The 23,128-nt window shown below is 59.6% G+C and carries 22 protein-coding genes; 8 read left to right on the forward strand and 14 right to left on the reverse strand.

From position 1 onward, the window contains the following. Positions 1-39: 39 nt before the first annotated feature. Positions 40-996: a thioredoxin-disulfide reductase gene (trxB, locus tag ACSQ87_RS27190; protein ID WP_033057935.1), complete on the reverse strand. Its 957-nt coding sequence runs from the start codon at positions 994-996 to the stop codon at positions 40-42. A gap of 316 nt (positions 997-1,312) precedes the next feature. Between trxB and cysZ the strand changes: the two genes are divergently transcribed. Together cysZ and ACSQ87_RS27200 are read left to right on the forward strand one after the other, a co-directional pair. Continuing rightward, positions 1,313-2,065, forward strand: coding sequence for a sulfate transporter CysZ (gene cysZ / locus ACSQ87_RS27195; protein ID WP_150658817.1), 753 nt, complete (start codon positions 1,313-1,315; stop codon positions 2,063-2,065). A 40-nt stretch (positions 2,066-2,105) separates the two neighbouring features. Beyond that, positions 2,106-3,329 carry a glycosyltransferase family 4 protein gene (locus ACSQ87_RS27200; RefSeq protein WP_436274780.1) on the forward strand — a complete coding sequence of 408 codons (1,224 nt, stop codon included), beginning with the start codon at positions 2,106-2,108 and terminating at the stop codon, positions 3,327-3,329. Here ACSQ87_RS27200 and ACSQ87_RS27205 read toward each other — a convergent pair. From ACSQ87_RS27205 to ACSQ87_RS27215, 3 genes are all read right to left on the reverse strand, one after another. Then, positions 3,298-4,401: an NADH:flavin oxidoreductase gene (locus ACSQ87_RS27205; RefSeq protein ID WP_223429853.1), complete on the reverse strand. Its 1,104-nt coding sequence runs from the start codon at positions 4,399-4,401 to the stop codon at positions 3,298-3,300. The two genes, ACSQ87_RS27200 and ACSQ87_RS27205, sit on opposite strands and share 32 nt — an antisense overlap. 208 nt (positions 4,402-4,609) lie before the next feature. Further along, positions 4,610-5,092 carry a glutathione peroxidase gene (locus ACSQ87_RS27210; protein ID WP_223429854.1) on the reverse strand — a complete coding sequence of 161 codons (483 nt, stop codon included), beginning with the start codon at positions 5,090-5,092 and terminating at the stop codon, positions 4,610-4,612. A 124-nt stretch (positions 5,093-5,216) separates the two neighbouring features. Beyond that, the gene (locus tag ACSQ87_RS27215) at positions 5,217-5,702 is read right to left on the reverse strand and encodes an FKBP-type peptidyl-prolyl cis-trans isomerase (RefSeq protein ID WP_007901600.1); all 486 of its coding nucleotides are present in this window, start codon (positions 5,700-5,702) and stop codon (positions 5,217-5,219) included. Here ACSQ87_RS27215 and ACSQ87_RS27220 point away from each other — a divergent pair. From ACSQ87_RS27220 to ACSQ87_RS27230, 3 genes are read left to right on the forward strand one after another with little or no spacing between them, the layout of a single operon-like run. Further along, the gene (locus ACSQ87_RS27220; protein WP_223429855.1) at positions 5,671-6,009 is read left to right on the forward strand and encodes a DUF3565 domain-containing protein; all 339 of its coding nucleotides are present in this window, start codon (positions 5,671-5,673) and stop codon (positions 6,007-6,009) included. The two genes, ACSQ87_RS27215 and ACSQ87_RS27220, sit on opposite strands and share 32 nt — an antisense overlap. A 60-nt stretch (positions 6,010-6,069) precedes the next feature. Next, positions 6,070-8,169 carry a phosphate acetyltransferase gene (gene pta, locus ACSQ87_RS27225; RefSeq protein WP_095129433.1) on the forward strand — a complete coding sequence of 700 codons (2,100 nt, stop codon included), beginning with the start codon at positions 6,070-6,072 and terminating at the stop codon, positions 8,167-8,169. Next, a complete protein-coding gene (locus tag ACSQ87_RS27230; RefSeq protein WP_223429856.1) occupies positions 8,170-9,075 on the forward strand; it encodes an acyltransferase in 906 nt (301 codons plus the stop codon). 64 nt (positions 9,076-9,139) lie between these two features. Here ACSQ87_RS27230 and cysN read toward each other — a convergent pair whose 3' ends face one another. The 3 genes from cysN to ACSQ87_RS27245 form a co-directional block, all read right to left on the reverse strand. Continuing rightward, positions 9,140-11,038 carry a sulfate adenylyltransferase subunit CysN gene (cysN, locus tag ACSQ87_RS27235; protein ID WP_223429857.1) on the reverse strand — a complete coding sequence of 633 codons (1,899 nt, stop codon included), beginning with the start codon at positions 11,036-11,038 and terminating at the stop codon, positions 9,140-9,142. 9 nt (positions 11,039-11,047) lie between these two features. Continuing rightward, positions 11,048-11,965 carry a sulfate adenylyltransferase subunit CysD gene (gene cysD, locus ACSQ87_RS27240; protein WP_008008639.1) on the reverse strand — a complete coding sequence of 306 codons (918 nt, stop codon included), beginning with the start codon at positions 11,963-11,965 and terminating at the stop codon, positions 11,048-11,050. A 146-nt stretch (positions 11,966-12,111) separates the two neighbouring features. Continuing rightward, the gene (locus ACSQ87_RS27245) at positions 12,112-12,870 is read right to left on the reverse strand and encodes a Nif3-like dinuclear metal center hexameric protein (protein ID WP_046045869.1); all 759 of its coding nucleotides are present in this window, start codon (positions 12,868-12,870) and stop codon (positions 12,112-12,114) included. A 102-nt stretch (positions 12,871-12,972) separates the two neighbouring features. Between ACSQ87_RS27245 and algW the strand changes: the two genes are divergently transcribed. The 3 genes from algW (at position 12,973) to ACSQ87_RS27260 (ending at position 17,081) form a co-directional block, all read left to right on the forward strand. Next, the gene (gene algW / locus ACSQ87_RS27250; RefSeq protein ID WP_150658809.1) at positions 12,973-14,133 is read left to right on the forward strand and encodes a Do family serine endopeptidase AlgW; all 1,161 of its coding nucleotides are present in this window, start codon (positions 12,973-12,975) and stop codon (positions 14,131-14,133) included. A gap of 109 nt (positions 14,134-14,242) precedes the next feature. After that, the gene (locus ACSQ87_RS27255) at positions 14,243-16,348 is read left to right on the forward strand and encodes a TonB-dependent siderophore receptor (protein ID WP_436274781.1); all 2,106 of its coding nucleotides are present in this window, start codon (positions 14,243-14,245) and stop codon (positions 16,346-16,348) included. A gap of 13 nt (positions 16,349-16,361) precedes the next feature. Next, the gene (locus ACSQ87_RS27260) at positions 16,362-17,081 is read left to right on the forward strand and encodes a DUF4198 domain-containing protein (RefSeq protein WP_436274782.1); all 720 of its coding nucleotides are present in this window, start codon (positions 16,362-16,364) and stop codon (positions 17,079-17,081) included. 176 nt (positions 17,082-17,257) lie between these two features. Here ACSQ87_RS27260 and hisC read toward each other — a convergent pair whose 3' ends face one another. The 7 genes from hisC to ACSQ87_RS27295 all read right to left on the reverse strand — a co-directional run bounded on the left by hisC (position 17,258) and on the right by ACSQ87_RS27295 (position 23,125). Then, the gene (gene hisC / locus ACSQ87_RS27265) at positions 17,258-18,310 is read right to left on the reverse strand and encodes a histidinol-phosphate transaminase (protein WP_223429861.1); all 1,053 of its coding nucleotides are present in this window, start codon (positions 18,308-18,310) and stop codon (positions 17,258-17,260) included. Positions 18,311-18,312: 2 nt separating this feature from the next. Further along, a complete protein-coding gene (hisD, locus tag ACSQ87_RS27270) occupies positions 18,313-19,638 on the reverse strand; it encodes a histidinol dehydrogenase (RefSeq protein ID WP_436274783.1) in 1,326 nt (441 codons plus the stop codon). Positions 19,639-19,763: 125 nt separating this feature from the next. Further along, complete coding sequence (gene hisG, locus ACSQ87_RS27275; RefSeq protein WP_007901570.1) at positions 19,764-20,399, reverse strand: ATP phosphoribosyltransferase; 636 nt, start codon at positions 20,397-20,399, stop codon at positions 19,764-19,766. Positions 20,400-20,525: 126 nt separating this feature from the next. After that, a complete protein-coding gene (murA, locus tag ACSQ87_RS27280) occupies positions 20,526-21,791 on the reverse strand; it encodes a UDP-N-acetylglucosamine 1-carboxyvinyltransferase (RefSeq protein WP_150658806.1) in 1,266 nt (421 codons plus the stop codon). Between the two features lie 22 nt (positions 21,792-21,813). Beyond that, positions 21,814-22,053, reverse strand: a complete 240-nt coding sequence (locus ACSQ87_RS27285; protein WP_007912386.1) for a BolA family protein — start codon at positions 22,051-22,053, stop codon at positions 21,814-21,816. Positions 22,054-22,166: 113 nt separating this feature from the next. Beyond that, positions 22,167-22,472, reverse strand: a complete 306-nt coding sequence (locus ACSQ87_RS27290; RefSeq protein WP_150658805.1) for an STAS domain-containing protein — start codon at positions 22,470-22,472, stop codon at positions 22,167-22,169. Further along, positions 22,469-23,125, reverse strand: coding sequence for an MlaC/ttg2D family ABC transporter substrate-binding protein (locus ACSQ87_RS27295; RefSeq protein ID WP_436274784.1), 657 nt, complete (start codon positions 23,123-23,125; stop codon positions 22,469-22,471). The genes ACSQ87_RS27290 and ACSQ87_RS27295 overlap by 4 nt, the downstream gene beginning before the upstream one ends. Positions 23,126-23,128 lie beyond the last annotated feature (3 nt).

Here is a 23,128-nt window from a genome sequence, read left to right on the forward strand (position 1 = left end):
CCGGCCGAAGCCGGTTTTTTGCTTTCTACAGAATCAGAATCAAGCGTTCTGCAGATCGTCGAGGTAGCGCTCGGCGTCCAGTGCCGCCATGCAGCCGGCGCCGGCCGAGGTGATGGCCTGACGGTAAACGTGGTCTGCCACGTCACCGGCAGCAAAGATACCTTCGAGGCTGGTGGCAGTGGCGTTGCCGTCACGGCCGCCCTGCACAACCAGGTAGCCGTCTTTCAACGTCAACTGACCTTCGAACAGCGAAGTGTTCGGGGTGTGGCCGATGGCGATGAACACGCCGTCGACTGTCAGCTCGTCGAAGCTGCCGTCATTGTTCTTCAGACGGGCACCGGTCACGCCCATGTTGTCGCCCAGAACTTCGTCCAGAGTCGAGTTCAACTTCAGCTCGATTTTGCCTTCGGCAACCCGGGCGTTGAGCTTGTCGATCAGGATCTTCTCGGCGCGGAAGGTTTCGCGACGGTGGATCAGGGTGACCTTGCTGGCGATGTTGGCCAGGTACAGCGCCTCTTCAACAGCGGTGTTGCCGCCACCGACCACGGCCACTGGCTTGTTGCGGTAGAAGAAACCGTCGCAGGTTGCGCAGGCCGAAACGCCTTTGCCCATGAACGCTTCTTCCGACGGCAGACCCAGGTAACGAGCGCTGGCGCCGGTCGCGATGATCAGGGCGTCGCAGGTGTAGGTCGCGCTGTCGCCGGTCAGGGTGTACGGCTTGGCAGCGAAGTCCACGGCATTGATGTGATCAAAGACGATTTCGGTTTCAAAGCGCTCGGCGTGCTCTTTCATGCGGTCCATCAGCGCCGGGCCGGTCAGGCCGTGGACGTCGCCAGGCCAGTTGTCGACTTCGGTGGTGGTGGTCAGTTGACCGCCGGCTTGCATGCCGGTGATCAGCAGTGGCTTGAGGTTGGCACGAGCGGCATAGACCGCGGCGCTGTAACCGGCAGGGCCGGAACCGAGAATAATCACTCGCGAATGACGGACTTCAGACATGACCTGCTCCTGTTGACCGGCCCGAAATATCTGGCACGGAACGCCGGGTTGCCGGCGGGAATAAAAAAGGACCGTTGAAAGCACTTGGGGAAGGCTTGAGCTCGACAGTCCTGTAAAAAGTATGGGGTGCAGCGTATCGAGGGGGCGAAGATTAAGGAAATACGGTTTAACAATCCAGCTCATAGGCGGTCTCTATCCCATCACGAAGGATGCATAGGCGCCTTTGTTACAGTTAATGTCGATGCTGCTACCGCGCTTTCGCCCGTCAGGCAAAGCCGGTAAGGTCGGCGCGTTTCCCCTTTGCTCGGAGCACGTTATGCCCGCCCCCGTTCTGTCCGGCCCGCAATACCTGCGCGAAGGCCTCAAGCTGGTCCTGAGCCCAAGCCTGCGTTTGTTTGTGCTGTTGCCGCTGGTCATCAACCTGGTGCTGTTCGTCGGATTGATCTACCTGGCCAGCCATCAATTCAGCCTGTGGGTCGATACGTTGATGCCGTCCCTGCCCGACTGGCTGAGTTTTCTCAGTTATGTCCTCTGGCCGTTGTTCGTGGTGCTGGTGGTGTTGATGGTGTTCTTCACCTTCACCATGCTGGCCAACGTCATCGCCGCGCCATTCAACGGTTTCCTCGCGGAAAAAGTCGAAGTCGTGGTGCGTGGCACTGACGACTTCCCGTCCTTCAGTTGGGGCGAACTGATCGCCATGATCCCCCGCACCCTGGCCCGGGAAATGCGCAAACTCGGCTACTTCCTGCCGCGCGCCATCGGGCTGTTTATCCTCTCGTTCATTCCGGTGGTGAACATCATCGCTGCACCACTGTGGCTGCTGTTCGGGGTGTGGATGATGGCGATCCAGTACATCGACTACCCGGCGGACAACCACAAACTCGGCTGGAACGAAATGCTCGCCTGGCTGCGCGAGAAGCGCTGGCAGAGCATGAGCTTCGGCGGCAGTGTTTATCTGGTGCTGCTGATTCCGGTGGTCAACATCCTGATGATGCCGGCCGCCGTGGCGGGTGCGACCTTGTTCTGGGTGCGTGAACGCGGCGCGGAAAACCTGGTCGTCCAGCGCTGATTCGGTCACAAATTCATCATCCCACCGTCACACTGACGACATGGCCTCAGCCGACACTGAGGTCATGACGACAGCTCTGCATATCACCCTGATCACCGAAACCTTCCCTCCCGAAATCAACGGAGTGGCCAATACCCTCGGCCGCTTGTGTGACGGTTTGCGCGCGCGCGGGCACCAGGTGGAATTGGTGCGACCGCGTCAGGGTGGCGACCCGCTCATGGGCAGCAACGATGAGTTGCTGTTGTGTCGAGGCTGGCCACTGCCGGGTTATCCCGGTTTGCAATGGGGTCAGTCGTCGATGCACAAGTTGCTGCGGCGCTGGAAACGGCATCGCCCGGACGTGTTGTACATCGCCACCGAGGGACCGCTGGGGTTGTCGGCATTGCGCGCGGCACGGCGCTTGGGGATTTCGGTGGTCAGCGGCTTTCACACCAATTTTCAGCAGTACTCCAGCCAATACGGCCTCGGGCTGCTGACACGCTTACTGACTCACTACCTGCGCTGGTTTCACAATCGCTCGACCCTGACCCTGGTGCCCAGCGCCAGCCAGCGACTGGAACTGGAACGCCGTAGTTTCGAGCGCCTGGCGTTGCTCTCTCGAGGCGTCGACAGCCAGTTGTTTCATCCGGCCAAACGGCTGAAATCGCTGCGCGAGCAATGGGGACTGGCCGAGGACGATATTGCCTTCATCCACGTAGGACGTTTGGCCCAGGAGAAGAATCTTGGCTTGCTCAAGCGGTGCTTCGACACGCTGAAAATGACTTATCCACAGCGAAAAATGAAATTGATTGTGGTCGGTGACGGGCCGCAACGATCAATGCTGGAAAAGGAATTGCCCGAGGCGATTTTCTGCGGTTCACAACGCGGCGAAGCCTTGGCCAGTCACTATGCGTCGGGGGATGTGTTTCTGTTTCCGAGCCTGACCGAAACCTTCGGCAATGTGGTGCTTGAGGCATTAGCCTCGGGGCTGGGGGTGGTGGCGTACGATCAGGCTGCGGCAGCCCAGCATATTCGCCATGGCTACAACGGCGTACTGGCTATGCCTGGGGATGAAGAGGCGTTCTGCGATGCGGCACGTTGGCTGCTGGAGGAGCGCGAAACCTTGCGCTGCGTGCGGCTTAATGCGCGCCAGCATGCGAGTCGTCAGGGGTGGGCGGCGATTATCGAGCAGTTTGAAGGACAGTTGCGCGGGGCTTGTCAGGCCCCGCTTGCCTCAGGCATTGATCCTCGGCTTAAACCAGGGTCATCAACGCCTCACGGCTGAACGGCAGGATGTCTTCTTCACGGCCGTCACGCACTTTCTGCGCCCAGTCCGGGTCCACCAGCAACGCACGACCAACCGCCACCAGATCGAACTCGTCATTGTTCAGACGCTCCAGCAGTTTTTCCAGGCTGGCCGGCTGCGCGATCTTGTCGGTGTTGACCATGAACTGCAGGAACTCGCCGTCCAGGCCGACACTGCCGACGGTGATGGTTGGCTTGCCGGTGAGCTTGCGAGTCCAGCCGGCCAGGTTCAGCTCGGAACCGTCGAACTCCGGCTCCCAGAAACGGCGCGTCGAGCAGTGGAAAATATCCACGCCGGCGTCGGACAACGGCTTGAGGAATTCGCCCAATGCATCCGGTGTTTGCACCAGACGCGCGGTGTAATCCTGCTGCTTCCACTGCGAGAAACGGAAAATAATCGGGAAACCTTCCCCGACCGCTGCACGCACCGCCTGGATCAGTTCAATGGCAAAACGCGAACGGTTAGCCAGGCTGCCGCCGTATTCGTCAGTGCGCTGGTTGCTGCCTTCCCAGAAGAACTGGTCCACGAGATAGCCGTGGGCACCGTGAATTTCCACGCCGTCCATGCCGATGCTCTGGGCATCTTTGGCGGCTTGGGCAAACGCGGCGATCACGTCCTGGATATCTTGCTTGCTCATGCCGTGAACCACGACCTGACCGTCCTTCAATTTCTCCGACGGACCGTAACCCGGCACGCTGGCGTCCGGCTCGGTGCCGATACGGCGCACGCTGCCGACATGCCATAGCTGCGGAACGATCTTGCCGCCTTCAGCATGAACCGCGTCGACCACTTTCTTCCAGCCGGCCAATGCGGCTTCACCGTAGAAATGCGGCACGTTCGGGTAGCCGTTGGAAGCCTTGTGGCCGACGGTGGTGCCTTCGGTGATGATCAGACCCACACCCGCAGCAGCGCGACGACGGTAGTACTCGATCACTTTGGAATTGGGAACGCCGCCCGGCGAAAACGAGCGGGTCATCGGCGCCATGACGACGCGGGTCGGCAGTTCGAGGGTGCCGAGGTGGAACGGTTTGAACAGGGCTTTGACGGGCATGGGACGCTCCACGGGATATAGACTTTATGACGGCGATAATATGGAGAGTCAGCCGCGCTGAACAGCACTATTGATTTTGGTGATTAAGGATCAAAAGGCAGAAACAAAAAGATCGCAGCCTCGTTTCACTCGACAGCTCCTACATGAACCGCGTGGCTGTGTAGGAGCTGTCGAGTGAAACGAGGCTGCGATCTTTTGATCTTTCTTCTTAGCTCAGCGCTTTTTCGATCGCCTGGATGACAGCATGATCATCCGGCGCCGTACGCGGCGAGAACCGCGCCAGCACGCGACCATCCTTGCCCAGCAGGAATTTTTCGAAGTTCCAGGTAATGTCACCGGGAAATTCAGCACCCTCGCCCGCCAGCAGACGGTACAGCTGATGACGATCGTGACCGTTGACTTCCAGCTTGCTGGACAACGGAAAGGTCACGCCATAGTTGAGGCTGCAAAATTCCTGGATCTCTTTCTCGGAGCCCGGTTCCTGACCGGCAAACTGGTTGCACGGCAGGCCCAGCACGCTGAAGCCTTTGTCCTTGTATTGCTGGTAGAGGTTTTCCAGCGCCGCATATTGTGGGGTCAATCCACATTTGGAGGCGACGTTGACCACCAGCACGACGTGCCCCTTGAAGGGCGCCAGAGGTAGCTCCTGACCATCCAGGCCTGTCAATTTAAGGTCGTGAAAAGCACTCATGACGAACTCCAGATTCCCGTGTTCTTCTCGAAACAGCCACTTGGCGGTGTCACCAGGGACAGCCGCGGACTAAAAAGGCGCCCCTCGGGCGCCTCTCCAGTTCTCGAAAGCTTAGCGCAGAAAATCAGTGGTGATGGCCACCTTCGCCATGGACGTGACCATGAGCGATTTCTTCCTGGCTGGCGTCACGGATGTCGATGATCTTGACCTGGAAATTCAGGCGCTGACCGGCCAACGGGTGGTTGCCGTCGACGGTGACATCGTCGCCGTCCAGATCGCGAATGGTGACGATCTGCATCTGGCCGTCCGGAGCGGATGCGTGGAACTGCATGCCCACTTCCAGCTCGTCGACGCCTTCGAACATGCTGCGGCTCAACGTGCTGACCAGTTCGGCAGCGTATTCGCCGTAGGCATCTTCAGGTTCTACGGCGACAGTCAGTTCGTCACCGACTGCTTTGCCTTCCAGAGCCTTTTCCAGGCCCGGAATGATGTTACCTGCGCCTTGCAGGTAAACCAGCGGCGCGCCGCCGGCGGAGCTGTCGATGACCTCACCAGCGTCGTTGGTCAGGGTATAGTCGATGGAGACAGCCTTATTGGCGGCGATCAGCATGGGGCGAGACCTTTTGCAAAAGAATATAGAAAGGCCAAGTTTAGCGAAGCAATCGCCCGAAAGCGAACACAACCCGGACAGACGGGGGGCGGCGAAAGGCTCGACGGTCACAGGTTTCCATCAGGATGAGAACGGGCACTGGGTGGCCGAGCTTTCCTGCGGTCACACCCAGCACCTGCGCCACCAGCCACCGTGGCAATCGCGCGCCTGGGTCCTGGACCCCGCGCAACGTATTGAAAAAATAGGCCAGCCCTTTGATTGCGGTTGGTGCGCACAAGGCTCGGTTAGCGATAACCTTGGCGACTGAATTTCGGTAAACGGCCAGACATAGGCCGTCACCATTGCCATGCACCTCCAGAGAATCCGCATGCAAACTTTTTTTATCGCGCCCACCGATTTTGGTGTGGGTCTGACCTCCATCAGCCTCGGGCTGGTGCGTACCCTTGAGCGGGCCGGCCTCAAGGTCGGTTTTTTCAAACCGATTGCCCAGCCGCACCCGGGTGACACCGGGCCTGAACGGTCCACCGAACTGGTGGCGCGCACTCACGGTTTGAAACCGCCTCAGCCGCTCGGTCTGGCGCACGTCGAGCGCATGCTCGGCGATGGTCAACTGGACGAGTTGCTCGAAGAAATCATCACCCTTTATCAACAGGCTGCTGTCGGCAAAGACGTGCTGATCGTCGAAGGCATGGTCCCGACCCGCAGCGCCAGTTACGCCGCGCGGGTCAATTTGCACTTGGCGAAAAGCCTCGACGCCGAAGTGATCCTGGTCTCGGCGCCGGAAAACGAAGTGCTGACCGAGCTGTCCGGCCGAGTGGAATTGCAGGCGCAATTGTTCGGCGGCCCGAAAGACCCGAAAGTCCTCGGCGTGATCCTCAACAAGGTCAAAACCGAGGAGAGCATGGAGGCCTTCGCCTCGCGCTTGAAAGAGCATTCGCCCTTGCTGCGCAGTGGCGATTTCCGTCTGCTGGGTTGCATCCCGTTCCAGCCGGAATTGAACGCCCCGCGCACTCGAGACGTCGCCGACCTGATGGGCGCACAGATTCTCAATGCCGGTGACTACGAAACCCGGCGCATGACCAAAATCATCATCTGCGCCCGCACCATGCGCAACACCGTGGAGCTGCTCAAGCCCGGTGTGTTGGTGGTGACGCCCGGCGATCGCGACGACATCATCCTTGCCGTCAGCCTCGCGGCCATGAACGGCGTGCCGCTGGCCGGCCTGTTGCTGACCAGCGACACCCTGCCCGACCCGCGCATCATGGACCTCTGTCGTGGCGCGTTGCAGGCGGGCCTGCCGGTGTTGTCGGTGAGCACCGGTTCCTACGACACCGCTAACCAGTTGAACGGTTTGAACAAGGAAATCCCGATCGACGACCGCGAGCGTGCGGAGATCATCACCGACTTCGTCGCCAGCCACCTCGACGCCAAGTGGCTGCACCAACGCTGCGGCACGCCTCGGGAGATGCGCCTGTCGCCCGCCGTGTTCCGTTATCAATTGATCCAGCGCGCCCAGGCCGCCAACAAGCGCATCGTTCTGCCTGAAGGCAGCGAGCCGCTGACGGTGCAAGCCGCGGCGATCTGTCAGGCGCGCGGTATTGCCCGTTGCGTGTTACTGGCGAAACCGGCGGACGTCGAAGCCGTCGCTCGCGCCCAAGGCATCGAGTTGCCACCGGGGCTAGAGATTCTCGACCCGGATCTGATTCGCGAACGCTACGTCGAGCCAATGGTCGCCCTGCGCAAAACCAAAAGCCTCAACGCGCCGATGGCCGAGCAGCAACTGGAAGACACCGTGGTGATCGGCACCATGATGCTGGCGCTGGATGAAGTCGACGGCCTCGTGTCCGGCGTCATTCACTCCACCGCCAACACCATCCGCCCGGCCCTGCAGCTTATTAAAACGGCGCCGGGCTGCACGCTGGTGTCGTCAGTGTTCTTCATGCTCTTCCCCGAGGAAGTGCTGGTTTACGGCGACTGCGTGATGAACCCGCACCCGAGCGCCAGCGAACTGGCCGAGATCGCGTTGCAAAGCGCGGATTCGGCCGCTGCGTTCGGCATCACCCCACGCGTGGCGATGATCAGCTACTCCAGCGGTGAATCGGCCAGCGGTGAAGAAGTCGAGAAGGTTCGCGAAGCGACATTGCTCGCCCACGAACAACAAAACTCGCTGCTGATCGACGGCCCGTTGCAATACGACGCCGCCGCCAACGAAACCGTTGCCCGGCAACTGGCACCGAACAGCCAGGTCGCCGGTCGCGCCACAGTGTTCGTGTTCCCCGACCTGAACACCGGCAACACCACCCACAAAGCCGTGCAGCGCAGCGCCGACTGCGTCAGCCTCGGGCCGATGCTGCAAGGCCTGCGCAAACCGGTGAACGACCTGCCGCGCGGCGCGCAAGTCGACGACATCGTCTACACCATCGCGTTGACCGCGATTCAAGCTGCCAACCGACCTTTGGATCTTTAAATGCTGGATTCCCTACCTGCACCGCTGCGAGGCGTGATTGCCTCGCTGCTGTTGGCGCTGAACACGATTGCCTGCTGCACACCGCTGTTCATCGTGGCGATTTTCAAACTGGTATTGCCCTTCCCCGCCGCCCAGCGTTTTACCGATTGGCTGATGAGCCATATCCACGAAGCCTGGATCAGCAACAACAAAGCGTGGATGGATTTGCTCGGACACACGCGCTGGAAACTCAGCGGCCTGGAAGGTCTGGACTATCAGCACTCGTATCTGATCACCAGCAACCACCAGAGCTGGGTCGACATCATGGTGTTGCAGTACGTGCTGAACCGGAAGATTCGCCCGCTGAAGTTCTTCCTCAAACAGGAACTGATCTGGGTCCCGGTGATTGGTCTGGCGTGGTGGGCGCTCGGCTTTCCGTTCATGAAGCGCTACTCCAAGGCCTACCTGGAAAAGCACCCGGAGAAGAAAGGCAAAGACCTGGAAACCACCCGCAAGACCTGCGACAAGTTTCGCCATAACCCGGTGGGGATTTTCAACTTCGTCGAAGGCACGCGCTTCACCGAGGGAAAGCATGCCCAGCAGAAATCGCCGTTCAAGCATTTGCTCAAGCCCAAGGCAGGCGGCATTGCGTTTGTGCTGGATGCCATGGGTGAGCAGCTGGAAGCCATCGTCAACGTGACCATTCACTACCCGGCCGGGCGTCCCGGTTACTGGGATTTGCTCTGTGGGAATGTGAAGGATGTGGTGGTGCACTTTCAGGAGCTGAAGATTCCACCGCAGTTCATTGGCAAGAACTACGACCAGGACGGCGAGTATCGATTGCAGTTTCAGGGCTGGATCAACCAGTTGTGGCAGGACAAGGATGCGCTGCTTGCGCAGATGAATCGCGAATACCCGTCTAACTGATCACCAGGCACAAAAAACCCGCCGATGATCACTCATCGGCGGGTTTTTTATTAACGGCTAGCGCTTAGATCGCGCCACGCTTGCGCAGCAGATCCAGCACTTGCTTGACGCTTTCTTCCAGCGACAGCGACTGGGTATCGACCACGAGGTCGGCGTCCAGCGGCACGTCGTACGGGAAGGAATCGCCTGGGATGTTATCCCCGGCCGCCGCGTACAGGCCTTGTGGGTCACGCTCGGCACAGACCGTCGGAGAGGCCTGGACGTAGACCGTCAGCAGACGCTCCTTGCCGATCAGCTCCCTGGCTTGCTCACGACCTTCGGCACTCGGCGCAACGAAGGCTGCCAGTGTCAGCAGACCCGCTTCGTTGAACTGACGCGCAACGTGCGCCGCACGACGCCAGTTCTCGGTACGCCCGGCGCGATCCTGTGGCAGACCTTTGTTCAGGTCGTGACGCAGGTTCTGGCCATCGAGTACAAACACCGCGCGCCCCATGTCGAACAGCTTGCGCTCAACTGCGTAAGCCAGGGTGCTTTTGCCGGCGCCCGACAAGCCGCTGAACAACACGGTGGCCGGTTGCTGGCCGAAGCGCTGCGCGCGTTCTTCGGTGGCGACGTGCGCCAGTTTGCCGTGATGCGTGCTGGTGCCATGGCTCAACGGCTGAGCGATGATCATGCCGGCCGCGACAGTGCCATTGGTCAAACGATCGATGACGATGAACGAACCGGTGGTGCGGTTGCTCGCGTAACCGTCCAGCGCAATGGCCGCGTCGAGGCTGATCTTGACCCGACCGATTTCGTTCAAGTGCAACGAACTGGCCGGACCTTCTTCCAGGGTGTTCACGTCAACGCGGTTGACGATGCTGGTGATCGAACCCGGCACGTACGTCGTGGCGCGCTTGATGTCGTATTTCTTGCCCGGCAGCATCGGTTCTTCGGCCATCCACACCAGCATGGCGTCGAACGCGTCAGTCACTTGCGGCAGATTGTCGGCATGCACCAGCAAGTCGCCGCGAGAGATGTCGATCTCGTCTTCCATGGTCAGCGTCACCGCTTGACCAGGACCGGCGTGCTCCAGCTCACCTTCGAAGGTGACGATGGATTTCACACGGCTGCTCTTGCCCGACGGCAGCACAACGACTTCGTCGCCCTTGTGCACGACGCCGCTGGCCAGGGTGCCGGCGAAACCACGGAAGTTCAGGTTCGGACGGTTGACGTACTGCACCGGGAAACGCAGGTCGGTGTAGTTGCGGTCGCTGGCGATTTCGACGGTTTCAAGAATTTCCATCAGCGACTGGCCGGTGTACCACGGCGAGCGCTCGGACTTGTTCACCACGTTGTCGCCTTTCAGCGCCGACATCGGCACGAAGGCCATGGTGGTCGGCTTGAACGCGATGCCTTCGGCGAACTTCAGGTAATCGGCCTTGATCGACTCGAAGACTGTTTCGTCGAAACCGTTGAGGTCCATCTTGTTGATGGCGACAACGATGTGCTTGATGCCCAGCAACGAGGCGATGAAGCTGTGGCGACGGGTCTGGGTCTGCACGCCGTAACGGGCGTCGACCAGGATGATCGCCAGGTCACAGGTGGACGCACCGGTGGCCATGTTGCGGGTGTACTGCTCATGGCCAGGGGTGTCGGCAATGATGAATTTGCGTTTGGCGGTGGAGAAGTAGCGGTAAGCGACATCGATGGTGATGCCCTGTTCACGCTCGGCCTGCAGGCCGTCGACCAGCAATGCCAGGTCGATGTCATCGCCGGTGGTGCCGACTTTTTTCGAGTCGCGGGTAATGGCTTCCAGGTGATCTTCGTAGATCATTTTGGAGTCGTGCAGCAGGCGCCCGATCAGGGTGCTCTTGCCGTCGTCGACGTTGCCACAGGTAAGAAAGCGCAGCATTTCCTTGCGTTCGTGCTGGCCCAGATAGGCGAGGATGTCCTCGCTGATCAAATCAGATGCGTGCGACATGACAACCCCTTAGAAATAACCCTGACGTTTCTTTTCTTCCATCGAGCCTGCGCCATCGTGATCGATGACCCGGCCCTGGCGTTCGGAAGTTCGCGTCAGGAGCATTTCCTGAATGATGTCGGTCAGGCTGGTGGCCTCGGACTCGACCGCACCGGTCAACGGGTAGTCGCCAAGTGTACGGAAGCGGACCTTTTTCTTGACGATGCGCGCCTTGTCTTCGTCGCTCAGGTGATTGAGCAGGCGTTCGTCGTCGATCATGATCCAGGTGCCATTCATCTCGATAACGTCGCGCTCGGCGGCGAAATACAGCGGCACAATCGGGATGCCTTCGAGGTAGATGTACTGCCAGATGTCCAGTTCGGTCCAGTTCGACAACGGGAAAACACGGATCGATTCGCCCTTGTTGACCTTGCCGTTGTAGACGTTCCACAACTCGGGACGCTGGTTTTTCGGGTCCCAGCGGTGCTTGGTATCGCGGAAGGAATACACGCGCTCCTTGGCACGGGACTTCTCTTCGTCACGACGGGCACCACCGAAAGCAGCATCGAAACCGTACTTGTCGAGGGCCTGCTTGAGGCCTTCGGTTTTCATGATATCGGTGTGTTTGGCGCTGCCGTGGGTGAGCGGGTTGATACCCTGCGCAACACCCTCGGGATTCACGTGCACCAGCAGGTCCAGGCCGAGTTCTTCGACCATGCGGTCGCGGAACGCGTACATTTCCTTGAACTTCCACTGGGTGTCGACGTGCATCACCGGGAACGGCAGTTTGCCCGGGAAGAATGCCTTGCGCGCAAGGTGCAGCATCACGGCGGAGTCTTTACCGACGGAGTACAGCATCACCGGGTTATCGAACTCGGCGGCGACCTCGCGGATGATGTGGATGCTTTCGGCCTCCAGCTGTTTCAGATGCGTCAGTTTGTCGACCATGGCTACTCACGAAAACGATCTTATGGACGGCCAGCGGGCCGTGTTCGAGCGAGGAATCCTAGCACAGCGACCTCTTCTAATCAGGACGCCGACTAGATCGAAAGGGTATATGAATATACCCCCGCGTTTGGGCCTCGCTCCTACTGTCAGATGGGGTTCGGGCAATCGATGAAGATGTGCTCAAGGGCAAAACGCCGCGCCAGATAATCCCCGAGAGCCTGAACGCCATAGCGCTCGGTGGCATGGTGGCCGGCGGCGATGAAGCTGATGTCGTTTTCCCGGGCGCTGTGGAAGGTCTGCTCGGACGCCTCACCGCTGAGGTACAAGTCGACGCCAGCCAGCACGGCCTGATCGATGTAACCCTGACCGCCACCGGTGCACCAGCCAACGCGCCGGATCATCTCGCTGCCTTCAATCAGCAACGGCTCGCGGCCCATGACTTCTTGTACGCGACGGGCAAAATCGCGGGCCGTCACCGGCTCGTTCAATGAACCGACCAGGCCGACAACTTTAAGGTTGTCCGGGTCCAATGGGCCTTCCACGGTGATATCGAGCTGACGAGCCAGCTGCACGTTATTGCCGACTTCCGGGTGCAGATCCAGCGGCAGATGGTAGGACAACAGGCTGATATCGTGCTTGAGCAGGGTTTTCAACCGACGCTGCTTCATGCCGGTGATGCACGGATTCTCGCCTTTCCAGAAATAACCGTGATGCACCAGCACCAGGTCGGCGCTGGCTTCCACAGCGGCGTCGAGCAACGCCTGGCTGGCGGTGACGCCACTGACGATGCGCATGACCTGCGGCCGGCCTTCGACCTGCAACCCGTTGGGGCAGTAATCGGCAATCTTTGCACTGTTAAGGTAACGGTCGGCTTCTTCGACCAGGGTGCTCAGGGCGACGGCCATAAAAGACTCCTAAATATCCCGTTCGGAGGCACGCTTCGCCTCGTATAATGCGCGACATTATGGGCGGTCTCATACCGCCTGCAACCTCTCAGGACGTGCTTAATGCTCAAGGCGCTGCGTTTTTCCGCCTGGCCGCTGTTGGCCGGCGTGCTTATTGCTCTGTTAATCATCCAGCGTTACCCGCAGTGGGTCGGACTCCCGAGTCTCGACGTCAATATGCAGCAAGCCCCGCAAACCACCACGATGCAACAGGGTCCGGTGTCCTATGCCGACGCAGTGACCACGGCCGCGCCGTCGGTGGTCAACCTGTACACCACCAAAGTCATCAACAAACCGAACCATCCATTGTTCGAGGATCCGCAGTTTCGTCGTTTCTTCGGCGACAACTCGCCCAAACAGAAGCGCATGGAGTCGAGCCTCGGCTCAGGCGTGATCATGAGCCCGGAAGGTTACCTGCTGACCAACAACCACGTGACCACCGGCGCCGACCAAATCGTGGTGGCGCTCAAGGACGGTCGTGAAACCCTGGCCCGAGTGATCGGCAGCGACCCGGAAACCGACCTCGCAGTCCTGAAGATCGACTTGAAGAATCTTCCATCGATCACCGTCGGGCGCTCCGACAACATCCGCATCGGCGACGTGGCCCTGGCCATCGGCAACCCGTTCGGTGTCGGCCAGACCGTGACCATGGGCATCATCAGCGCCACCGGGCGCAATCAGCTGGGCTTGAACAACTACGAAGACTTCATCCAGACCGACGCGGCGATCAACCCCGGCAACTCCGGCGGTGCGCTGGTGGATGCAAACGGCAACCTGACCGGCATCAACACGGCGATCTTCTCCAAGTCCGGTGGTTCGCAGGGCATCGGTTTCGCAATCCCGGTGAAACTGGCCATGGAAGTGATGAAGTCGATTATCGAACACGGCCAGGTGATTCGCGGCTGGCTCGGTATCGAAGTGCAGCCATTGAGCCAGGAACTGGCGGAATCGTTTGGTCTGTCGGGGCGCCCGGGCATTGTGGTCGCGGGGATTTTCCGTGACGGTCCGGCGCAGAAGGCCGGCCTGCAACTGGGGGACGTGATCCTCAGCATCGACGGCGAACCGGCCGGCGATGGTCGTCGCTCGATGAACCAGGTCGCGCGGATCAAACCGACCGACAAGGTCACGATCCAGGTGATGCGCAACGGCAAAGAGCTCAAGCTCACCGCCGAGATCGGTTTGCGTCCGCCGCCTGCGCCGGTCAAAGAGAAAGAAGAAGAGTAAGCGGTAGGAGCGGCGCCCTCAGCCGCTCCATAACTCCGAAGCCGTTAACAGCAGACATTCTCATTAGTCATGTTATATTGTTTCAATATTACTATTGGAACAACATAACATGTCGTCTCGAACAATGGCTTCCCTCGCAGGCCTGGCCCTCGGTTTGCTGGGGGATCCGGTCTTCGCCGAAGAATCGCAAACCGTTGAACTGGACGCCATCAGCGTCACCTCCGAGTACGAATCCCCCACCGACCCGGTCAAGGGTTACCGCGCCACGCGCTCTTCCAGCGCAACCAAGACCGACACGGCCATTCGCGATATCCCGCAATCGATCAGTGTGATTCCCGTCAGCGTGCTCAAGGATCTGGGCAGCACCAGCGTCGAACGCGCGCTGGATTTTGCCGGTGGCGTGTCGAAGCAGAACAACTTCGGCGGCCTGACGCTTTACGAATACAGCGTGCGCGGCTTCACCACTTCGGAGTTTTACAAGGACGGTTTCAGCGCCAACCGTGGCTATCCGAGCACGCCGGACGTGGCCAACATCGAACGCATCGAAGTGCTCAAAGGCCCGGCCGCCAGCCTCTATGGTCGTGGCGATCCGGGCGGTACGGTGAACATCGTTACCAAGAAACCCCAGCCCGAAGCCTTCACCACCCAGCTAACCAGCGCCAGCAGCTGGGATCGCTATCGCACCGCCGTGGACGTCAACACACCGCTGGATGATAACGGCAACGTACTGTCCCGGGTGAACCTGGCCGTCGAGGACAACCACAGCTTCCGCGATCATGTCGACAGCCAGCGTGTGTTCGTTGCGCCTTCCTTCAGCTGGCAACTGAACCCGGACACCAGCCTGTTGGTGGAGAGCGAATTCGTTCGCCACAGCTCGACATTCGATCGAGGTATCGTCGCGCCGAACAATAAATGGAGCGGCGTCTCCCGTTCGACCTTCCTTGGCGAACCCAACGACGGCAACATCGACAACCACAACAATCTGCTGCAAGCCGCCCTCGAACATCAGCTCAACGACCGCTGGAAACTGCGCCTCGCCAGTCATTACAAGGAAGGCAAGCTCTGGGGCTTCGCCTCCGAAAACCGTCCCTTGAACGCCGACGGCCACACCGTCAACCGTCGCTACCGCGAGCGCGATACCAACTGGCATGACAGCATCACCCAACTCGAATTGCGCGGTTTGTTCGACATCGGCAGTTGGCAACACGAACTGCTGATCGGCAGCGAATACGAGAATTTTCGCAAGAACGAACGGGTCACGACCATTGCCGGCGGCCCGTACGCCATCGATATCTATCGACCGATATACGGCCAGCCGAAACCCAATGGCGCACGCTCCGGGACCGACTTCTTCGAGCACGTCGAAAGCCAGGCGCTGAACCTTCAAGACCAGATCGTTTTCACTGACAAACTGCGCGGCGTGCTCGGTGCGCGCTTCGAACATTTCGAACAAAGCATCGACGATCACAGCCGCAACGCGACCAGCCGCCAGCGTCACGATGCCCTGACCCAGCGAGCCGGCCTGCTCTACCAAATGACGCCCGAAGTGGGATTATTCGCCAACGCCTCCACCTCGTTCAAACCGAACAACGGGCTGGACGCCGCCGGCAAATCCTTCGATCCAGAAGAAGGTGTCGGTTATGAAGTCGGGATCAAGAGCGAGCTGTTCGACGACCGCTTGAGCACCACCCTCGCCGCCTTCCATATCGAAAAGGAAAACGTCCTGGCGCTCGATCCGAGCACCGATTCCAGCCGCGCCATGGGCAAGGCCCGCAGCCAGGGTGTCGACATGCAGGTCACTGGGCAAGTGACCGACGCCGTGCGAGTGATCGGTGCTTTCGCTTACATCGACGCCGAAGTCACCCAAGGCGACAAGGTGATTCCCACCGGCAGCCGAATTCTCGGTGTGGCCAAACGCAGCAGCAGTGTGTTGGGTGTTTATGAATTTCAGGACGGCTATTTGCGCGGTTCGGACCTTGGTGCAGCGTTCACCTATGTCGGCGATCGCTCAGGTGAAGCCGGCAGCGATTTCGAGCTGCCGGCCTACCACACCATCGACCTGCTGGCCCACTACAAGGCCAGCGAAAACGTCACCGTGGGCCTGAACCTGAACAACCTTTTCGACGAGAAATACTTCGAGCGCTCCTACAGCAACTACTGGGTCAACCCCGGCGAGCCGCGCAATTTCACCGTCAGCCTGACACTCAACCTGTAAAAGGACGTCCACCATGCACCACCTAAAATCCCTGGCGCTACTCAGTCTGTTGTGTGCCAGCCAAGTCTCGGCCCACGGTCTCTGGACCGAAGAGCGTCGCGGCAACATCGAAGTCATCTACGGCCACGGCGCCGAAGATAACGCCTTCAAGGCGCAGAAAATCAGTGGCGCGTGGGCTTATGACGTTGGCGGCAAAATGATCCCGGTGAGCGTGCAACGCCTGGCCGACCACGCCCGCCTGCAGCCGTTGAAACCACCGGCAGTGATGGCCGTGGCGCTGAACAACGGCATGTGGTCGCAGACCGCGGATAAAAAATGGGTCAACGAAGGTCGCAGCAAAGTACCGGGGGCCATTGAGTCGACCCAGACCTTCAAATACAGCCTGGCGATATACCAACCGGGGGCGAAGTTGCCGAAGCTGGATCAGATGAAATTGCTGATTCTGCCGGAGGTTGATCCGCTGACCGTTGGGCCGGGTAAATCGTTGCCGGTTCGAGTGCTATTGGACGGTAAGCCGGCGGCGGGTGTGAAGTTGGTGGGCGATTATCGCAGCGCGCCGAATACGTTAAGCACCGAGACCGACTCAGAGGGTCGGGCGCAAGTATTGGTGCGTAATGAAGGGTTGAATGTGATTGCGGCGCAGGTCGAAGTGCCGGTAAAGGACAGCAAGGATGCGGACAGTCGCGGACTGTTCAGTTCGCTAACGTTCCTGGGCGAACCGCATCACGAGTAACACACCAAATCCTGTAGGAGCGAGGCTTGCCCGCGATGGAAACGCCGCGCTACAACAGGCAGACCGCGTTATCGTTCTTCGCGAGCAAGCCCGCTCCCACACTTGATCTTCTGTGAACACACTATTGGTGAGCAATGGAGATCCAGTGTGGGAGCGGGCTTGCTCGCGAAAGCGGTTTAAAGGTCGCCGAGGCCGTCGATCAACGCCTGATTCTGCTCCGGCGTGCCAATCGAGATCCGCAGGAACTGGGCAATCCGTTCCTGCTTGAAGTGCCGAACGATCACGCCTTGTTCACGCAACTTCGCCGCCAGCCCTGCCGCATTGTGTTTCGGATGACGGGCGAAGATGAAGTTCGCCGCCGACGGCAACACTTCAAAGCCCTTCGCTTCCAATTGCGTAACGACCCATTCACGATTCTCGATGACCAACCGGCAGGTCTTGTCGAAGTACTCACGATCTTCGAACGCTGCGGCTGCACCGACATTCGCCAGACGATCCAGCGGATAGGAGTTGAAGCTGTTCTTGATCCGCTCCAGCGCCTCGATCAAATCCGGATGCCCCACCGCCAAACCAACCCGCAGGCCGGCCAGCGAACGGGACTTGGACAAGGTCTGAGTCACTAGCAGGTTCGGATAACGATCCACCAGGCTGATCGCCGTCTCACCGCCAAAATCGATGTAGGCCTCATCCACCACGACCACCGAATCCGGGCTGGCCTTGAGGATTTGCTCAACCGCGTCCAGCGCCAGCAGGCAACCGGTCGGCGCGTTCGGGTTGGGGAAAATGATCCCGCCGTTCGGCTTGGCGTAGTCCGCCGGGTTGATCTGGAACTGCTCGTCCAGCGGCACCGCGTCGAAGGCAATGCCGTACAACCCGCAGTAAACCGGGTAGAAGCTGTAGCTGATGTCCGGGAACAGGACCGGAATATCATGTTGCAGCAAACCGTGAAAGATGTGCGCCAGGACTTCATCGGAACCGTTGCCGAGGAACACTTGGTTGCTTTGCACGCCGTAATACGTGGCCACGGCGTTCTTCAGCAGGTCGCTGTTGGGGTCCGGGTACAGACGCAAATTGTCATTCAGTTCGGTCTGCATCGCCGCCAAGGCTTTTGGCGATGGACCGTACGGGTTTTCGTTGGTGTTGAGCTTCACCAGTTTCGCCAGTTTCGGCTGCTCGCCCGGTACGTAAGGCACCAGATTCTTGACGAAGGGACTCCAGAATTTACTCATGCTCAGTTGCCCTTCTTGTCGTCAATGATGCGGTATTCGGCGCTGCGGGCGTGAGCGGTCAGCGACTCGCCACGGGCCAGCACGGAAGCGGTTTTGCCCAGTTCGGAAGCACCCTGCTCGGAGCAGAAGATGATCGACGAACGTTTCTGGAAGTCGTAAACACCCAATGGCGAAGAGAAGCGCGCGGTGCCGGACGTCGGCAACACGTGGTTTGGACCAGCGCAATAGTCGCCCAGGGCTTCGGACGTGTGACGGCCCATGAAGATCGCGCCCGCGTGACGGATCTGCGGCAACCAGGCCTGCGGATCAGCAACGGACAACTCAAGGTGTTCCGGTGCGATACGGTTGGCGACTTCGATGGCTTGTTCCATGTCGCGAACCTTGATCAGCGCACCGCGACCATTGATCGAGGTTTCGATAATTTCGGCGCGCTCCATGGTCGGCAGCAGCTTGGCGATGCTGGTGGCGACCTTGTCGAGGAACTCGGCGTCCGGGCTGACCAGAATCGCCTGGGCGTCTTCGTCGTGCTCGGCTTGGGAGAACAGGTCCATGGCGATCCAGTCCGGATCAGTCAGGCCGTCGCAGACCACGAGGATTTCGGATGGGCCGGCGATCATGTCGATGCCGACCTGGCCGAACACATGGCGCTTGGCGGTGGCGACGTAGATGTTGCCCGGACCGACCACCTTATCGACCTTCGGTACGCTTTCGGTGCCGTAAGCCAGCGCGGCGACCGCTTGAGCGCCGCCGATGGTGAACACGCGGTCGACGCCGGCGATGCAAGCTGCGGCCAGCACCAGCTCGTTGATTTCGCCACGAGGCGTCGGCACCACCATGACCACTTCGGTCACGCCGGCCACCTTGGCTGGAATCGCATTCATCAGCACCGAGGACGGATAAGACGCCTTGCCGCCCGGTACATACAGGCCGGCGCGATCCAGCGGCGTGACCTTCTGGCCCAGCACGGTGCCATCGGCTTCGGTGTAGCTCCAGGAATCCTGCTTCTGTTTCTCGTGGTAGCTGCGTACTCGGGACGCGGCTTTTTCCAGCGCTTCACGCTGAGGCACGGTGATTCGAGTCAGGGCCAGTTCCAGGCGCTCACGAGGCAGGATCAGGTCCGCCATGGACGCGACCTGCAGGCCGTCGAACTTCTGGGTGAATTCCACCAGCGCCGCATCACCACGCTCGCGCACGGCCTTGATGATGTCCAGCACCCGCTGATTGACCGAGTCGTCAGACACACTTTCCCAGCTCAGCAGATGATCCAGATGATGTGCGAAATCCGGGTCAGCAGCGTTGAGTCGGCGAATTGCAGTCGGTGCGGTCATAGCGAGAGCCTCATAGGAATGGCAAAAACTCAGGCGCCCTAACTTAGCAGTCGTTTCCGCTTGGGCACCTGAGATTCTGGCTATGAGGCGGATAGACGGGCGCGACTCAAGGTCGCGCAGGTAAATCAGCCGCGGTGTCGAGACTCCACTGCCTTGCGCAGGGTGTCGATCAACGCCTGGATACGGGCGTGCTGCATTTTCATCGAAGCTTTGTTCACGATCAGCCGGGAGCTGATGTCGGCAATGAAATCCTGGGGTTCCAGACCATTGGCGCGCAGGGTGTTACCGGTGTCGACCACGTCGATGATCTTGTCTGCCAGACCGATCAGCGGCGCCAGTTCCATCGAGCCATAGAGCTTGATGATGTCGACTTGACGGCCCTGTTCGGCGTAGTAGCGCTTGGCAACGTTGACGAATTTGGTCGCCACACGCAGCCGGCCCTTGGGCTCGACATCACCGACACGGCCGGCGGTCATCAGCTTGCAGAGGGCAATTCGCAGGTCCAATGGCTCGTACAGGCCCTGGCCGCCGTATTCCATCAGCACATCTTTACCGGCGACGCCCAGGTCAGCGGCACCATGTTCGACGTAAGTCGGCACATCGGTGGCGCGCACGATCAACAGGCGCACATCGGCCTGAGTCGTGGGGATAATCAGCTTGCGGCTCTTGTCCGGATTCTCGGTCGGCACGATGCCCGCTTCAGCCAGAAGCGGCAGGGTGTCGTCAAGGATGCGGCCCTTGGACAGTGCGATGGTCAACATGGGAAACGTCAGTCCTTATCAAGGTACTCATGCCCGGTCGCAAATGGCGCCGGACACACATCGAGCCGGAAACCGGCTCGACTTCAACAAATCAACGGGCACGTCCCTGTGCCCATGCAACAGAAACTAGCCCGGTACGCGGCGGATCTTGGCACCGAGCATCTGCAGTTTCTCTTCGATGCACTCGTAACCACGGTCGATGTGGTAGATGCGGTCGATCAAGGTGTCACCTTCAGCGATCAACGCCGAGATCACCAGACTGGCCGAAGCACGCAGGTCGGTGGCCATGACTGGCGCGCCCTTGAGCTTTTCGGTACCGGTGACGATGGCGGTGTTGCCTTCGACCTGGATCTTCGCACCCATGCGGTGCAGCTCGTAAACGTGCATGAAGCGGTTTTCGAAGATCGTCTCGATCACGGCACCAGTGCCTTCGGCAATGGCGTTGAGCGAGATGAACTGCGCCTGCATGTCGGTCGGGAACGCCGGGTACGGAGCGGTGCGCACGTTAACGGCTTTTGGCCGCTTGCCGTGCATGTTCAGCTCGATCCAGTCTTCACCGCAGGTGATTTCGGCACCTGATTCCTTGAGTTTCTCAAGAACGGCTTCGAGGATGGTCGGATCGGTGTCCTTGACCTTCACACGACCACCGGTCACAGCAGCTGCGACCAGGTAAGTGCCGGTCTCGATACGGTCAGGCATCACTTTGTAAGTGGTCGGGTGCAGACGCTCGACGCCATCGATGGTGATGGTGTCAGTGCCGGCGCCAGTGATCTTGGCGCCCATAGCGATCAGGAAGTTCGCCAGGTCGATGACTTCAGGCTCGCGAGCGGCGTTTGCCAGAACGCTGCGGCCCTTGGCCAGAGCGGCCGCCATCATGATGTTTTCGGTACCGGTCACACTGACGGTGTCGAAGAAGAAGTGCGCACCGCGCAGGCCACCTTCAGGCGCCTTGGCCTTGATGTAGCCGCCTTCGACGTCGATGACCGCGCCCATGGCTTCGAGGCCACGAATGTGCAGGTCAACCGGACGCGAACCAATGGCGCAACCGCCAGGCAGTGCGACTTCGGCTTCACCGAAACGGGCAACCATCGGGCCCAGCACCAGGATCGACGCACGCATGGTTTTCACCAGTTCGTACGGAGCGATCAGGGTCTTGATGGTGCGTGGGTCGATTTCGACGCTGAGTTTCTCGTCGATCACCGGCTCGATGCCCATACGACCGAACAGCTCGATCATGGTGGTGATGTCGTGCAGGTGCGGCAGGTTGGCAACAGTCACCGGGCCATCGCACAGCAAGGTTGCAGCCAGGATCGGCAGGGCAGAGTTCTTTGCCCCGGAGATGCGGATCTCGCCATCAAGACGAGCGCCACCGGTAATAATCAATTTATCCATAAGAATCTCGACGCCCTTGGGCTCAGGTGCGCTCGGCCCAGGCCGCGCTGCTGAAAAATTTCATAGTGACCGCATGGATGCTGCCATCGGTGATCCATGGGTTCAAATGGGCATAGATCTGCTGCTGACGCTTCACCGGGCTCAACGCCGCCAGTTCATCGCTAATCACGTTCAGCTGAAAGTTGCAGCCTTCGCCCTCGACTTCTACTAGGGTTCCTGGCAGCTTTCCTTCAAGGAAGCTCTTCACTTCTACGGCCTGCATGCTCAACCTCAATCGGCGCCCTGTGCGCGCGGGTCGGACATCATACAAAAAAGCCCCGCGCCTGCGAACCCCGCGAAGCAGGACTCTGACGGGGGGCTTCTTAATAGATGCGGTTAGGGATGCGCCAACAGCTCGGTCAATTCGCTGACCTGAGCGATTTCGCGCATGTCTTCTGGCATCCCACGGATGCTCAACGCCTTGCCGGCCGCCTCTGCATCACGCATGAAGCACAGCAGCAGCGACAAGCCGACACTGCTGGACTTCAACACTGCCGAGCAATCGACCACCAGAGCCGCGGCCTTGGCGGACTTAATCAGCGCCTGCCCCTGCTTGCGCAAACCGGGGCCAGTGCGGTAATCCAGCATGCCGCTAAGCGTCAGCTCGCCGGATTCGCTCATGCGAATGGCCGACACACTCATTGAGCTTGCGTCTCGGTGGTTTGCTTCTGACTGGCTTCCTTGGCTTTGGCGACTTCCCCGGCCCAACCATTGATGGTCTTGTCCAGGTCGTTGCCATTGCGCTGCATCGCATCAGCGAACTGATCACGGAACAGCTTGCCGATGTTAATACCGTTGATGATCACGTTGCGCAGCTTCCACTCGCCATTGATCTTTTCGAGTGTGTAAGACACCGGATAGATCGCGCCATTGGTGCCCTTGACCGTCATGCCAACGCTTGTACGGTCTCCCGACTCATCCTTGGCAGGGTCTACGACGATCCCCTGATTGTTGTATTCGAGCAAAGCGTTGCCATAGAACTGGAACAGACCCTTTTTGAAGTTTTCTTCAAAGGTCTTCATTTGCGCAGGCGTGGCTTTGCGCGAGTATTTGACCGTCATGATGCTCTTGGAAATGCCCTCGGCATCCACAACAGGTCCGACGATGCTGTCCAGCGCGGCATAAAAGTCTTTCGGATCCTGCTTGTACTTCTCTTTATTGGCCGACAGATCGGCAAGTAACCGATTGGTGGTGTCCTGCACGATATCGTGCGCTGAGGGCGCTGCCACGGCGTTAGCCATCAACGGCAGGGCCGCGAGTAATACCAACAGGCCACGTCGCAAGTTAGAGATCATTCA

The organism is Pseudomonas sp. LjRoot277, assembly GCF_964253845.1.
GTDB lineage: Bacteria > Pseudomonadota > Gammaproteobacteria > Pseudomonadales > Pseudomonadaceae > Aquipseudomonas.